The sequence below is a fragment of the Bacillus sp. MMSF_3353 genome, from assembly GCF_030733445.1.
Lineage (GTDB): Bacteria > Bacillota > Bacilli > Bacillales > Bacillaceae_G > Bacillus_A > Bacillus_A wiedmannii.
In genome coordinates this window covers 69,739-82,749 of the sequence record NZ_JASHJA010000014.1, presented here as the reverse complement: position 1 = coordinate 82,749, position 13,011 = coordinate 69,739, and the positions used below count along the sequence as shown (strand labels likewise).

The window sequence follows — 13,011 nt, the reverse complement described above, 5'->3', positions numbered from 1 at the left end:
ATTCACCTCACCTACCCTTCCTCTTCTTTTATTTGATTCTTAATCATCGATTCTATTTGATCAAAGAACGATTCGTTTCTTTGAATCTTTTCAACCACTTCTTTTCGTTCGTTTGCTTGTTTTTCAATATCACGAACACTTTCTGGACGTGTGTATATATCCGCTAAAGACTTGATTTTGTCACTTTGAGCATTTCGATTAAACAAAGCTTGTACACTTGCAAACTCGTACTTATCAAGTAATTGCTCCTTATACCCATTCAACATAATGTGATATTCTTTGAGACTGATACGCCAAGATTGCAAGGTGGTCATATTAAAAAAGCGAAAACACTCACCTTGCAATTCATCAACATTTATGCGTACAGGTTCTCGAACGACTTCTGTTGTTCTGCTGTCATCGTCGCTAGAAGTTTCTTCACTGTCTTCTGGAAGAAAAAACTATTTAGCACAACCGCTTTGTTGTACTTTAGAATTTCATCAAGATCTAGCTTTTGATCATTAAATAATTTTTCAACCTCTTTTTGTACCGCATCATATGTAATACCTTTCGCGGTATGAATTAACGCATAGTAGATCACATCAACGAAGTTTGTAATACCTCCTTGCATTGTCTGAGAAACAAACTGCATTGGTCCCCCATTTTCATCTAGTAATCTAATTGCTTCTAGACAAAATTTCAGTTCAAATTCTTCTCCATTAACTACAAAACGTGTATATGATTTTTCAGCCATTATTAAATCCCTCCAGGTTTTTATTAAAAATAAAAAAGCGTTTAAATAAGCACTCATTCGAATTCCTGTTATTTATCTCCCGTAAATTCATCCATTGTTTTATCGAGCAAACTAATCATTGCTTCTCTCTTTTGCTTTGGCGTTGTATTATCGTGCATCTCATCAAAGATAGGAATTGCATTTTCTAATTTTTGTTTATCGATACGCTCATTTACTAGATCCGTTCCTAACATTGTAATGAATGTACCAATTACAACCGCCTGTTCTTGTTTAGTTAGCTTCATTTATCTCACTCCCTTGATATCGGTCGCTGATATTTTGAAACCATCTGTTGTCTGTTTAACTACAGATTCTGCTACAACTCTTCCGTTTAATGAAACCCCAACTTTACAATCCATCCCTACCGATTTACTGTCGTTAATCTTTTTAATTACCATAGATTGTTCGACTATTTCTTGAACATGAGTTATATCAGCTTTCGTTGCTAATCCTGCTTCTAACATAGTTACTCTTCGGACTAGATTTATAATCGTTTGTTCCAGTCCAGTAACTTGCATTCTTAATTCAACAATTCCTAATTTCATTTCGTTTTTTTGATTATCCATCCTTCATCCCCCTAAACATCCTTATTCAGCCCCTGGTGTAGCTACATCACCAGTAGGTGCACCATTTGGTACTGTACTAATCTTTCCTTTAGAAATTTTCCCGTTTAATTTCAATCCAATAGAATACTTTGAGTACTCTTCATTTTCATGAGAAAGTTCTAAACTATTCAACATGTAGGTTCCTGACTTGACTTTATATTCCGAAGCTGTAGCACTACGTAAGTTCACCTCATGAATTCTTACCAAAATTTTATTAAGAATAGCTTCTTCTACATAATCAAGCCCCTCATCACCTTCAGTACAAATCCCTTCAATACTTGCTGACTGTGTTACGTCACCGTAATCAGAACCGCTCTTATCTTTTGTTTTCAGCTCAATCTCCCCAGCTTCGATTGATCGTGAACCCGATGTTTGGTTAAAGAATCGAACTGTTTTTGTAGTTTTTCCATCAGCTTGCGGGATATCAATCAAATACAGTGTTTCCGCACCTTTAAACTCTGGTGCATTGCTTTTTTTGACTTCTGCCATTATTATTCCCCCTCTAATTTCTGATTGTTATAGTTATAAAACTCAAATGTTTCGCTGTTAAAATCTCAACGTCTTTTTGAGATAGTGGTTCAAAATTCTTTACTTCCGCATAAAAAAAACCAATTCGTACCGGATTCTTTTTGCTTGTGTCATACAAGTCAATTGAATCCTTTTCGAATCGGTTAATTATTCTATCTTGCAAATCGTTCCTATCAAAAACTTTATCTGCATACACACCAACTTGAATTAGATGATTACGTGAGAAATTCTCCTTTGAATACCTCCTAATTGTTCCTGACAAATCCTCAATGGTAATGAAAGGTTTATCTTTTCCTGATACAGAAACACCATCGTAAATCCATGTAGTAGGCGCAAACACGTCCAGTGTTTTTTTAAGTGAATACATTACATCGTTTAACATAACTAATGCCCCTTCGCTACAAGTTGAACAGTTTTGTTTATATCTTCAACAAACGGTTTCTCACCTTCAAAAGCTGTTTTACGCATAAAACCTTTTTTAGTTTTGTGCGTAAATTCTTGTACTGCCGCGTAAATAAGAGGAGATCCATATGTTCCGATAATTTTTGCCCCTACTAACATCTTCACACTTGCAGGAATACTTTCAGATAAAGGACCAAATAATATCGGAGCACGATTAGATGCTTGATTAGCCTGTAGACGTGTATGTTTTTCTACTGTTTGTTCAATTGGCTTTTTGTACCTATTAGGATTATGCGCTTTTAACACAGCAGCTTGTCCTTTAACCACAACTTTAACCTTCATCAAATCACCCTCTTTACAATTACCTCTCTACGATTTACACCACCGAGCCCTCTTTCATCGATAAGTTCGATAACGTAAAAAACACCTCTTCGTTCAATTTTTTCAATGTTCTCCAAATCCATATTAAGAGGAAATGTAACAAGCGCCTCTCCTTTTCTAACATCGAGACCAGCAAACTTCGTCTTTTCTACTGAAGTGAATTTCTTCCAAACTAATTGAACAGTTTCTTTTCGTGGTTCACCCTGTATCTCTTCACCTGTAATTGGATCCTTTTCAGAAATCCCTTTAATGTGTAAAATCACCGGTTCCCTACGTCCCTGCTCAATCATTTCACGATTTTCGTGAATTTCTTTAATATCATCCTCAGTAAGCATTTGCTACACCTCCTCGCTTATTAAGTAAGTCAGTCGAGAAGAACATTGTGGATGTGGGCTTACTAATTGATTCATAAGGCTTTCCGGAATATTTTTCGGGTACTTTCCAGCTCCTAAACCATACGCATCACGTCTCGCCAGCTTGTAACACATGTGCTTTGAATGGTATCGGTGACGGTGGCCATTATCTATAATTTGATAACCTGCCACAATTTCACTTTCTAATCCATTCTGTATAGTAGCTGCTCGGTACGTACTAGTACTCTCGGAAATAGCTACGCGCTCAATCTTCCATTTCTCATTATCATGTACTTCTTTAATCTTTTGAGAAATCATTGTGATGCTTTCACCTTTTAATACCGCCGGACGAATCACGCTACTTAATCGATCTCTCATATCTCCTGATAAATTCCATACACGATCAGAAAGTATTAATCCGTCTTTTCCAGGTCTTTTTATAGCACCTTGAATAATTTGTTTGTTTACTGTAGTTATAGATTTTACATCCAAACCTACTTCTGATAATTTTGATGTGGTCCATTTCGACGTATTTTCAATCAATGTATGGAATGACCGCTCTGCTTGTTTACGAAATTCTTTTTCGTATAAAGTAAGGTCTCGTAATAACGCATTTAACCTACTACGCTTCACGATTCCATCCTTTTGATAGTCATTCAATAAATCAACTAAAAACAAACGTATTAAGATAATGGCCTTTACAGTATCAGAAACTTGTTTTTCGTGCTCTTCTTTAAATTCCTCGGAAACGGTATCGAGCGCCGTATCCATCTCTTGTTGAGAATCACTCACGTAATCATCTCCCATCTGCTCTTTTAGCAAATGTTTGGTGTGTGCCTTTTCCCCGTCGATACTTCCTGTACTTTTTAAGCGCGTCCGCTGATAACTTCTTATAGTTTGCAAAGATCATCGATTTATCAACTGATTCCTCACCATCCGTATAAGAAAAATATCGTGCCGCATCCGCTGCAATCGACTCATAAGCAAACGATAGTGCAAGATAAAAAACAGCATTTGCGTTTACTTCTTCGGTTAACTCTGACTCAGCTTCGGCTTCAGCGAGCCAACTTCCGATGTCTTCCGGAGTTACTTTTGGAACTTTCGATAATCGACTCTCCAGCCTTTCTGACACCTTCACTTGGCGTCACCTCCGTCACTGTATTTTGTTAAGGTGTCATGATTCCTGCAGCTTTTAACTTTGCAATAAGTGCGTTAAGATCTCTGACTACACCCGTTACGTCAGTTGCAGTACTGTCCGCTTGTTTATCAACCTTTTTGTCTGCTTTTTCTTGTAAATCTTTAATAACAGACCCTAACTTAACTTCTTTAGCAATCGGCATCGATTTATTTAACCGCTGAGCTTGATTCTCTGAAATAGCCACATATAAAACTCCTTTCAAAATGCAAAAAAGGTAGCTATAATGCTACCTTTTAAGCCATTGTTTTAGAAATATTTTCAAGGACAGCGATAGATTCTTTCGCATTCTTGATTTCAAATCCGAATTCCCCACGAATTACACGCGAGAAGTAATCTGCACCATTTGGTGTAGCATCTTGATCGTAAATTGGAGTTAAGTAGCGCGCCTTAACTTTTTCCGTATCAAGAAGTAATGCACGATCTTTAGGCATATTTAAATCGACTACTACACTAGAAATTGCTCCACCAGGTAAATCGGAAACAAATGATAAGATTTGGTAACCTGCTGCAGTATCTTGGCGTGTAGTACGAATTGTATCACCACCAAGCTTTGTAATTTGTCGTGCGATATTTGGTCCACATAAGATTGTGTTTGCTGAACCACCTCGCGTAAACACTTGCTCTACAGCGTCATTCAGTGGTTTAGCCGCAATTTCGTTTCCTTTAAAATCTTGCTTATGAGAACCTTCAATACCTGTAAATGCAAATAAACCACCTGTAGTACGTGGTTGTGTCGGAGAACCGCCGTTTCTACGGCCATAAATTAAAGAAGTGTTCGCTTCACGAATCATTTCTTGTAAACGTAGGTTTACTTGGTAATCTAATTCATTTGATACGCCATATGTGTTCACTTGTTGTTGTGTACGTGAAACAGATGCATATCTTGAAAAGATTTGTGAGAAATTATGTGACACCAAACGGTCATTAATCTCATTCTTACGGAAAGCATCTTCACCCTCTGGTCGTGGTCTTGCAATAACTTTTAACTCACCGCCAGCTGTAATTGCTTCTGCTGTTGTGCTATCGTAACCACGTTGCACAGTAATTTTATCCGCATTTTCATCAACACTAACCACACGTAGCACTTCTAAACCATTTTGTACAAGTGCATTTTCAGTGAATTTTCGAGCTTCGCCTTTTTCTAAAACTAGATCTGTAGCCCCAACCGCTGCTGCAGATTTTACAATACCCGTATCTGAATTTAAGTAATCATTTTGCCATTCAAATTTCGTTTGTGTTAACCCATCTCCTACCCCAATTAGTCCAAAAAGAACTGGTGCTTTCGTTAAAATTAAATCCACATTCGCTTGCATTTGTCTTACTTGTTGTTGAAATTCGTACGTAGTTGGTACTGGCATATTTGTAGCCCCCTCAAATTTTTTAAATTAAAAAACCACTGACTTTTCGTCAAGGATCCATTATTTCTTCGATTTTGCTTCTAACAACTTGTTATAAATACGTGTTACTTCACCTGCATACTTTGAATCTTTTAACGCTTTTGTTTTTGCTTCTTCCAGTTCTTTTTCTAAAGCGAGGATTTCATTAGCTCTTGGATTTGTTCCCGGGTTCGCGCCACCAGCTGCATCTGCTCCCACAACTTTCTTAAACATCCAAGGTTTGCTTTCCTTTAGCGCATTAACAGCCTCTTCAACTCCTTGATAATTTCCATTCTCATCAAGTTGAATGGTCGACTTATCTAAAAGCGCCAATACATCACCTGGATCATTCGCATCTAAAGCACGTGCCATACTCTTAATTTCCGTATTTAGAATACGTGTATTTGCTTTTTCTTGCGCTTTTTGTGCTGCTTCGGAAGCTTCTAATGCCTTTTTATCAGCTTCTTCTTTTTCAGCCTGCAAACGTTCAATTTCCGTCATTTCTTGCTTTTTACGCTCTTCTTCAGCTTTTTCGTATTCTGCTAATTTCGCTTTCACATTATCGTAATCACCGTATTTCTCAGCGGATTTACTACGTTCACGTTCTAAGCGCTTCTTAACAATTTCATCTAGTTCTTCTTGCGTAAAAGTTTTTGACGGATCGTCAGTACCCCCAGGCTTTTTGTCTGGATCATCCCCAGAACCGCCACCATCGGAGAAAAACTGTAGGTCTAATCGAAGTGGGAACTTAGGTGTTTTTTGTACTTGTCCTACAAAAAATTTTAATGCTGTAGCTTGTTTTACGTATTCCATTTGCAAATCCTCCATTTTGAGCCTGTCGGCTATAATTTCCGAAAGTTTATAGCGCCATTTCGTAAGGCAAGTATTACTTTTCGTTATACGGATCCTGAGACTGTCTTTTCAACATCCGCTCTTGCATAATCTCCATGAACTTTTGTTCCGCATTTTCTTTACCACTTCTCGTAATCGCACCTTTAATTGATTCGATTTCGTTTGAAATTTCATCGCCTAACTGTTCGATAAGTGCTTTTTGATCTTGCGGTAACGGTAAACCGAAAATAATCTTACTAGCATAATAGTTATCTACTTTTGCTAACATTTCTTTATCGTATTTGAATTTTGAGTCATCCTTCCTAGCTTTCATATAACGTAAAATATACTCATTTAAGGTTTGTAGACGGGACTGCCATATAACCCATGATCGTTGTGTTTTGGAAATGATATTACTGAATAAAAGCTGTACAGCCATGTCATTTATACCGCCTGTATTCATATCCGCGGTATTCACCATTGGTACCTCAGCTTTTTCATGTAGGCGTTTCTGCAATCGATCCAGATAAGCTTCAATGGTTTCTTTAAATCGGAATCCACTTTCCAATTTCTTAGCACTTGGTTCACCTGTATCTTCCGCACCGTCACCTAAATCCCATTTCGCACCAGGTGCAACTTGTAGTGGATTTTTCGGATCCTCATCTACATTCGTTAACAACGTAATAGCAAACATTTCAAAGCGGAGCGCATCCGAGTAATCAGACATTTTTTTATCAATTTCCTCAGACAACTTTATTGTTTTTTCAAGTTCACTATAACCCGTAGTACGTTTACTTAGTTTTTCAGTCGGTACTGGTACTACAGGAATAAAATCAATTCCCATAGATGAACGTTTAACCCGTTCTTCTTGTTGTTCTAAATCACCGTTGTATACAGCCTCTTCAATTTCACAGTCGTACTCACCAGTCTCTTCACGCCAAATTAAGTAATACGATAACTTCCACATTTTCGTCTGTTCCTCATCAAGCCACGCAATAAAATGAACTTCTTCCAGCTGATCTATATCCCATTCGCTATACTTCGCAATGACTTCCGTCGATGGATGCCAAATAACCTTAAATTCACCACGACGTTTATCGTAGTGAAGACGGGCATACACACCAGTTTTGGAAATAGCCCTGTCTTTCGCTGCTGCTAATAATTTTTCATGCATTCGGTTGTCATCCCAAACCCATGTTAATAACCGTTCCTTCGCCTTCGCTCTACTGTTTTCGCGTTGTTGCTCTTCACTAGGCTCATATCCAGATTGAATCATCAGCGCCGGATCATCTATCACATCAGGAGGAACTGTGACTTTCGGTTCTTTTTCAAATTGCCACGCTGCAATCATGTTTACGATTTTTTGAGGATAATCAAGTTGTATTTTCGTAGGTTCGTAGTCGAGATTGTCTGGTTTTTTATAATCAGACCATACGTTTAAGTCTCCTTCATAACGCTCATACAAGCGAACCTCGGACATAATGCGTGTCCACTCAGAATCGCCGAGTGCGGTACGAACTGGCATTACAATTTCTACTGGATTCATAAAATTACGATCACCTTGTACTCTCATTCAAGCCCCTCCTTTCTCAATATCTTGAATTTCCTGTAGTTCCCGCTTTACGTCTTGCACGTTTATATGCAATAGAAAAAGCCATTTGAACTGCATCCGGACCATCATCATGCGGATGCATCGGATACATTTCAAATTGCTCCAATAAAGCACGTAAATGTTTCATAAAACGTAATTTACCACTCTGTATATCAGGTAATAATGACTCAATACGTAGCGCTTTTCGTGTACGCTGCTTAATTTGTTTTAAGCGAGTCGATGAAGGATACCCTTTCTTTTGCAACGCTTCAGCAACCTTCTCAGCAAACCACTCCTGCGCTTGTTGTGCCTCTACTGCGATTGATTCATATTGATATGCCAGCGTGTATTCTACAGCCTTTTCTAACAATGTATTTGGATGCACACGCTCCATAAAAATATCTATAACGTAGCACGTACCTGTTTCCACGTTTTTCGCAAGTGTAACTACTACACTGTAGTCACCTTTTTCTTTCCCCATTGCAAAGTCAACCGCACCGTAATACAAAAGCTGTTTATCTTTTAGATCACTTTCAGTACAGTACGTGAAATATTTAGGTTTAAATATCTGCCTTTCCTCGTCAGTCGGGTTACATAAGTACTCCTGATTAAACGCTTTTGTTCCGTCGTCTTCCCTAATTTCCATCAAATCGATGTAAGGGAAATGTGAAGGCCATAATGTTTTTGTACCCCGGAGCATTTCTTCTTTGTTTTGTTCGTAAAATTCACGAGCTTTATCAGAAGCGTTCTCTTCATCTACCTGACGAATTTCACGCCATTCTTGCCATAAGTCTTCGCGCTCTGACCATTTCAGAATTGCTGGGAATGATCTTGATACAAAGTCACGACGGTTTTTAATAACATGATGCAATAAACTGTCGTAACAAACGATGGTACCCATGTAAATACAAGCACCTTCTTGACGACTCAAACCTGGAAGCAACTCTTCCTTGAACCAGCGTTTGTTTTTTGCAATCAAATCAACTGTCGCGGTATTTTCTTTACTCTCCAAATCATCCAAAATGTAAAGCTGAACTCTTTTTGACCCGTGGCGTAAACCACGTACCTGTGTCCCGATACCTTTTGCTTCAACTTTTGTGTTCGTTAAAGTCACGAATTCTTTATCGTTATCTACTTCATTTCGGCTCTTTTGTTCATGAAGCAAAATACCGAAGTCTTCACGTAATTTCTCGTTGTACTTTAACTGATCACGTGCCCAAGATATAAAGTCACCAGCCACATCCGATGTTTCAGAAATCAAAACAATGTACTGCTTTAATCGATACACGACTTGATGACACAAATAACCGTTACTTAGATAAGCGGTTTTCGCATGGCCACGTCCTACACTCCAGGCTACTTTTTTCTTTTTCTCCCTACCTGTTGTGATGTCATCTAACAATCCACATAATGTTTCGTGAAATTCAGCCGCATCATCCATCGTTACTCCAGCAGGGATTAAGTTATCCGGATTACCTGGATTCCCTTCTTCCGAGAAATACTCATACATGAAATACAGCATGTCGTGTTCCCCACGGTGCACCCTTTTTAACTTTTCTAGCTCATCGATGTCAGCAAGTAGTGTATCCATGTAATATTCTGTAGCCTCGCCAGTTTCGTATAACTCCTGTAATTTCTTTGCTCTTTCTGCTACAAGATTGATACGTTCCTGGCGTTCTTGACGGGCTAACCATTTACCGTCTATATATGCCATGTAGCCCGTCCTCCTTTTACTCGCCTGTTAATTTTTTTAATTTCTGAAGTTGTTCTTCAATTTCTGCATTTGTACGGGTCGCATTCCCTAAATCACCCTCGATTACTTTCTTATCAGTCAGTAAACCGAATCGCTGCATGTACAACTGCATAGCTTTTACACTTGGTTGTGGCCCTAAAATTAACTGCATTAACTTGCTGTAGACCTGCTCGCGCTTCTCTGCAAGGAAACTGTCTGCTACTTCGCTCTTGAATGCAATAAAGTCCTGATTCTTAGTTCGCCACTCCCAAAGTGTCGTACGGTTTATGCCTAGCTCGTTAGCCATTTCATCTTGCGTCCTTTTTTCCTCGTTGTTCGATTCCATCAACTCGTTTTCCACAAGTAAATACGCCGCTTGAATTTGTTTAGCTGTGAGTTTCTGCTTTAATTCGTCTAACTTAGCCATTCTTTCGCTCCCCTTTCTTCGTGAAATAGAAAAAGGCAACCGATTTAGTATCGATTGCCTTGAAACTCGTATATTTAATTTCTTGATTTATATTGTTATATCTTTATGGTAAAATTTATCTAAAATTATATTAAGAAGGTGATTTAATGATAAAAGACATGGTTTTCTCTATAGGTAGGCGCATAAACGACACCTACCAAGCTTTGGGTACTTGTACACTAATAAATAAACAAAATCTACTGGTAACAGCAGCCCACGTTGTTAACGGTAGTGATAAAGATCTTGTTATTAAGCTTAATGATAATTTTCAAGGAAACTATCAAGATACCACAATAGATATGTCTAGAGTGTTTCCAGTTAAAATCGAGAAAATAGACCCTTTAAAAGATGTTTGTATTCTATCCTTCAAAGAAGGGATTGAAGGTCGCTCACCTCTAAAAGTAGGAAATTCTGATGCTATATTACCGGGCGAAGAGGTTACTGTTTTCGGTTTCCCACACTCTGACTTGGGTAGAATTGTCTTGACCCAACAAACTTGTGAAGTTGGCGCCAAAATTCTACTTAGCACTAAAAAAATTAAATCCAAACACCTAGTCCTGAACATTCAAGCACGTCCAGGACAATCTGGAGGACCTGTTATTAGAAAATCAGATAATACAATTATTGCTATACTAATTGGTGCTTACGTTCCCACAATTGGAGGCGGTATTGACCTTGGAGGAATTGACCCTCAAACATTGCACCAAACAACACATGCTGTTTCTACAGAATACATAGAAAGGATGTTATAAATGACTACTACAAATTCGTTTTTCGAAAAACAAAAAGATTCAGAATGGCTTGATGCGTTACCAGATTACCAAAAAAGTATAGTATCTGAATTACTTGTCTCCAATTCTTATGAAGAAGCGGCATCAGCATGGCTTGAAGCCTCTGTTGATTATACATCTCCCTTCAGTGCACAACCAAAATCAGAAAAGAAATTTTTCGATTTACTAAAAAAAGAGGTACAAAAATTACTTTGTGGAAGTCCCGACTATGCCGCTGAGCGAAATGAGTTTACTCAATTAACTCAATTACCTCAAAATAAAACAGCTATTGTTTCCATGGTATCAGCTTTAATTGGTGCAAAGGTTGGACTAGCAGCTTCTTTCATAGCACCAGCTATTGTTCTTATTTTCATGACGATCGGAAAAGCTTCGCTTAATGCATGGTGCGAAATGCAAACCAACTAATCTATTGAATAGCATTATTATAAATAAAAACACCCACTAGTTACACAGTAGGTGTTTTTATTTACAAAAGCTCATTCTGTTTAACCCCTTGAGTTTAAAAATTCTGGCGGAACGTTACGAGTGCCTGCCAGCCCTTAATCAAATTTGCCCTCCCCCGGGGGTTATATATTTTTTCAAAAAAGAAAAAGCCGGAATTACTGTTCCGACTCTTTTTTCTTTTTCGCTCGTATTAAAGTACTTTTACTTATTCCAGTCTTTTCTTCTACTTGCTTATATGAATGCTTATTAGCTAATAAGCCTAGTGCGTGTTCAATTTGTTTCTTACTGTACTTATTTGGTCTACCTTCTCTGAAGTCTTCACGCTGTTTGGCAATTGCTTTGCCCTCTTGTGTTCGCTCAACAATCATGTCACGTTCAAACTCTGCGAACGCGCTCATAACATTGAATACTAAACGCCCTGTCGGTGTATCCTCTATCAGTCCCATGTTCAATACATGTACCTTTACACCTTTTTCAAACAGCTCTCTTACTGTCTGTATTGCATCGACAGTTGAACGAGCAAAGCGATCTAGCTTAGTAACTACCAGCGTATCACCTGACTCCAGTATCGAAAGCAACTCCTTAAACTTAGGACGATCAGCTTTAGTACCAGTGAACTTCTCTGAATAAATTATAGTGCAGCTTTCCTTCTCCAGTGTTTGAATCTGTGCCTCTAAGTCCTGGTGAATCGTACTTACCCTCGCATATCCGTACTTCATTCATATCAGCTCCATTTCGGCTCTAACTAATGACACTAAGTTATGACACCATTTGATACCTTGATATTATCACACCCATAACAAGGTGTCAAAACCTTTAAGTTATGAAACCGATATGAATGATTATGACCCCCTGAGTTTCAAAGACATTCTCCTCCCAGCGAGCTCGGCTGATAAAAACACCTATCGGTTTCACTTTTCGTGTTGCCGACAGTTAGATAACCACTACAGTAGTCACCTTAGTTTCTACCTACTATATATGCCACAGTCAGCCAAATCCAACGGGCATAAAAATAGCCATGATACCCTAATGACGGGCCTCATGGCTATGCGTATTATTTAGTACTGGAGTAGGACACAATTTCACCATCCTAACATAAATTGTACCTACTATGAACCCACCTTGTCAAGCCTCGTACAACTTTTTTATTAAAATTCCCATACCTGCCATATCACCGTTAATGGTCATGTGTAATATGTCCACGGCTTGTTTACAACGTGCGTAATACAATTTTGCAGTGATATTCATAGTCCGTAATGTGTTCCTTCTAGGAATCTTGTACACATACCGAGCAAGCACTATATATTTCATGTTCTTCGGTAATTGTTTAATCGCCTGATCCAGCACAATCTTATTCAACCGTCCATCGCCTTTCCCATCCAGTGCACCAGGTCCAGTAAAACTAGGCGGTGCATCAGGGAACCGATCACCTACAGCTAGTGATTCGTAATTCTCCAGCCATAGTTGTATTGTCTTCTTTGAAACATAGCCATCAATTCTGGTCATCTCCGAACCTCCTGACTCAGAAAATCAAACCCCTA

General features: G+C 38.4%; 20 protein-coding genes. 2 read left to right on the top strand and 18 right to left on the bottom strand.

The genetic code is table 11. From position 1 onward, the window contains the following. Window positions 1-11: 11 nt before the first annotated feature. The 16 genes from RBB48_RS22245 to RBB48_RS22170 all read right to left on the bottom strand — a co-directional run bounded on the left by RBB48_RS22245 (window position 12) and on the right by RBB48_RS22170 (window position 10,196). Window positions 12-266 (bottom strand): hypothetical protein, encoded by a 255-nt coding sequence (locus RBB48_RS22245; protein WP_306008109.1) that lies wholly within the window; start codon window positions 264-266, stop codon window positions 12-14. An 89-nt stretch (window positions 267-355) separates the two neighbouring features. Beyond that, complete coding sequence (locus RBB48_RS22240) at window positions 356-733, bottom strand: tail assembly chaperone (RefSeq protein ID WP_029438287.1); 378 nt, start codon at window positions 731-733, stop codon at window positions 356-358. Between the two features lie 68 nt (window positions 734-801). After that, window positions 802-1,017: a hypothetical protein gene (locus RBB48_RS22235; RefSeq protein WP_306008108.1), complete on the bottom strand. Its 216-nt coding sequence runs from the start codon at window positions 1,015-1,017 to the stop codon at window positions 802-804. Next, window positions 1,018-1,338 (bottom strand): hypothetical protein, encoded by a 321-nt coding sequence (locus RBB48_RS22230; protein WP_371878389.1) that lies wholly within the window; start codon window positions 1,336-1,338, stop codon window positions 1,018-1,020. It abuts the gene before it with no gap. A gap of 21 nt (window positions 1,339-1,359) precedes the next feature. Then, window positions 1,360-1,866, bottom strand: a complete 507-nt coding sequence (locus RBB48_RS22225; RefSeq protein ID WP_306008107.1) for a phage major tail protein, TP901-1 family — start codon at window positions 1,864-1,866, stop codon at window positions 1,360-1,362. 13 nt (window positions 1,867-1,879) lie between these two features. Then, window positions 1,880-2,287 (bottom strand): hypothetical protein, encoded by a 408-nt coding sequence (locus RBB48_RS22220; RefSeq protein ID WP_306008106.1) that lies wholly within the window; start codon window positions 2,285-2,287, stop codon window positions 1,880-1,882. A 2-nt stretch (window positions 2,288-2,289) separates the two neighbouring features. Further along, window positions 2,290-2,649, bottom strand: coding sequence for a hypothetical protein (locus tag RBB48_RS22215; protein WP_306008105.1), 360 nt, complete (start codon window positions 2,647-2,649; stop codon window positions 2,290-2,292). After that, a complete protein-coding gene (locus RBB48_RS22210; RefSeq protein WP_306008104.1) occupies window positions 2,649-3,023 on the bottom strand; it encodes a hypothetical protein in 375 nt (124 codons plus the stop codon). The genes RBB48_RS22215 and RBB48_RS22210 overlap by 1 nt, the downstream gene beginning before the upstream one ends. Before the next feature lie 3 nt (window positions 3,024-3,026). Next, on the bottom strand, window positions 3,027-3,833 hold the full coding sequence (locus RBB48_RS22205) for a hypothetical protein (RefSeq protein ID WP_306008103.1): 807 nt from the start codon (window positions 3,831-3,833) through the stop codon (window positions 3,027-3,029). A 4-nt stretch (window positions 3,834-3,837) separates the two neighbouring features. After that, complete coding sequence (locus tag RBB48_RS22200) at window positions 3,838-4,179, bottom strand: hypothetical protein (RefSeq protein WP_371878388.1); 342 nt, start codon at window positions 4,177-4,179, stop codon at window positions 3,838-3,840. Window positions 4,180-4,207: 28 nt separating this feature from the next. Beyond that, complete coding sequence (locus RBB48_RS22195) at window positions 4,208-4,423, bottom strand: head fiber protein (protein WP_306008101.1); 216 nt, start codon at window positions 4,421-4,423, stop codon at window positions 4,208-4,210. 49 nt (window positions 4,424-4,472) lie between these two features. Next, a complete protein-coding gene (locus RBB48_RS22190; RefSeq protein ID WP_306008100.1) occupies window positions 4,473-5,597 on the bottom strand; it encodes an SU10 major capsid protein in 1,125 nt (374 codons plus the stop codon). 60 nt (window positions 5,598-5,657) lie between these two features. Then, complete coding sequence (locus tag RBB48_RS22185) at window positions 5,658-6,428, bottom strand: phage scaffolding protein (RefSeq protein ID WP_306008099.1); 771 nt, start codon at window positions 6,426-6,428, stop codon at window positions 5,658-5,660. A gap of 73 nt (window positions 6,429-6,501) precedes the next feature. Next, window positions 6,502-8,019: a phage portal protein gene (locus RBB48_RS22180; protein WP_306008098.1), complete on the bottom strand. Its 1,518-nt coding sequence runs from the start codon at window positions 8,017-8,019 to the stop codon at window positions 6,502-6,504. 16 nt (window positions 8,020-8,035) lie between these two features. Beyond that, window positions 8,036-9,751: a phage terminase large subunit gene (terL, locus tag RBB48_RS22175; RefSeq protein WP_306008097.1), complete on the bottom strand. Its 1,716-nt coding sequence runs from the start codon at window positions 9,749-9,751 to the stop codon at window positions 8,036-8,038. 16 nt (window positions 9,752-9,767) lie between these two features. Further along, window positions 9,768-10,196 carry a phBC6A51 family helix-turn-helix protein gene (locus RBB48_RS22170; protein ID WP_001086032.1) on the bottom strand — a complete coding sequence of 143 codons (429 nt, stop codon included), beginning with the start codon at window positions 10,194-10,196 and terminating at the stop codon, window positions 9,768-9,770. Between the two features lie 146 nt (window positions 10,197-10,342). Between RBB48_RS22170 and RBB48_RS22165 the strand changes: the two genes are divergently transcribed. Continuing rightward, a complete protein-coding gene (locus RBB48_RS22165; protein ID WP_306008096.1) occupies window positions 10,343-10,987 on the top strand; it encodes a S1 family peptidase in 645 nt (214 codons plus the stop codon). Beyond that, window positions 10,988-11,431 (top strand): hypothetical protein, encoded by a 444-nt coding sequence (locus RBB48_RS22160; RefSeq protein ID WP_306008095.1) that lies wholly within the window; start codon window positions 10,988-10,990, stop codon window positions 11,429-11,431. 194 nt (window positions 11,432-11,625) lie between these two features. Here RBB48_RS22160 and RBB48_RS22155 read toward each other — a convergent pair whose 3' ends face one another. Next, window positions 11,626-12,189 carry a recombinase family protein gene (locus RBB48_RS22155; RefSeq protein ID WP_306008094.1) on the bottom strand — a complete coding sequence of 188 codons (564 nt, stop codon included), beginning with the start codon at window positions 12,187-12,189 and terminating at the stop codon, window positions 11,626-11,628. A 406-nt stretch (window positions 12,190-12,595) separates the two neighbouring features. Beyond that, the gene (locus tag RBB48_RS22150) at window positions 12,596-12,976 is read right to left on the bottom strand and encodes a hypothetical protein (protein ID WP_306008093.1); all 381 of its coding nucleotides are present in this window, start codon (window positions 12,974-12,976) and stop codon (window positions 12,596-12,598) included. Window positions 12,977-13,011 lie beyond the last annotated feature (35 nt).

Coding starts and splice junctions, on each gene's coding strand:
- RBB48_RS22170 (WP_001086032.1), bottom strand. CDS start 10,196: ATGGCTAAGTTAGACGAATTAAAGCAGAAACTCACAGCTAAACAAATT.
- RBB48_RS22160 (WP_306008095.1), top strand. CDS start 10,988: ATGACTACTACAAATTCGTTTTTCGAAAAACAAAAAGATTCAGAATGG.
- RBB48_RS22245 (WP_306008109.1), bottom strand. CDS start 266: ATGTTGAATGGGTATAAGGAGCAATTACTTGATAAGTACGAGTTTGCA.
- RBB48_RS22150 (WP_306008093.1), bottom strand. CDS start 12,976: ATGACCAGAATTGATGGCTATGTTTCAAAGAAGACAATACAACTATGG.
- RBB48_RS22165 (WP_306008096.1), top strand. CDS start 10,343: ATGATAAAAGACATGGTTTTCTCTATAGGTAGGCGCATAAACGACACC.
- RBB48_RS22220 (WP_306008106.1), bottom strand. CDS start 2,287: ATGTTAAACGATGTAATGTATTCACTTAAAAAAACACTGGACGTGTTT.
- RBB48_RS22185 (WP_306008099.1), bottom strand. CDS start 6,428: ATGGAATACGTAAAACAAGCTACAGCATTAAAATTTTTTGTAGGACAA.
- RBB48_RS22180 (WP_306008098.1), bottom strand. CDS start 8,019: ATGAGAGTACAAGGTGATCGTAATTTTATGAATCCAGTAGAAATTGTA.
- RBB48_RS22230 (WP_371878389.1), bottom strand. CDS start 1,338: ATGGATAATCAAAAAAACGAAATGAAATTAGGAATTGTTGAATTAAGA.
- RBB48_RS22215 (WP_306008105.1), bottom strand. CDS start 2,649: ATGAAGGTTAAAGTTGTGGTTAAAGGACAAGCTGCTGTGTTAAAAGCG.
- RBB48_RS22190 (WP_306008100.1), bottom strand. CDS start 5,597: ATGCCAGTACCAACTACGTACGAATTTCAACAACAAGTAAGACAAATG.
- RBB48_RS22210 (WP_306008104.1), bottom strand. CDS start 3,023: ATGCTTACTGAGGATGATATTAAAGAAATTCACGAAAATCGTGAAATG.
- terL (WP_306008097.1), bottom strand. CDS start 9,751: ATGGCATATATAGACGGTAAATGGTTAGCCCGTCAAGAACGCCAGGAA.
- RBB48_RS22240 (WP_029438287.1), bottom strand. CDS start 733: ATGGCTGAAAAATCATATACACGTTTTGTAGTTAATGGAGAAGAATTT.
- RBB48_RS22155 (WP_306008094.1), bottom strand. CDS start 12,189: ATGAAGTACGGATATGCGAGGGTAAGTACGATTCACCAGGACTTAGAG.
- RBB48_RS22235 (WP_306008108.1), bottom strand. CDS start 1,017: ATGAAGCTAACTAAACAAGAACAGGCGGTTGTAATTGGTACATTCATT.
- RBB48_RS22225 (WP_306008107.1), bottom strand. CDS start 1,866: ATGGCAGAAGTCAAAAAAAGCAATGCACCAGAGTTTAAAGGTGCGGAA.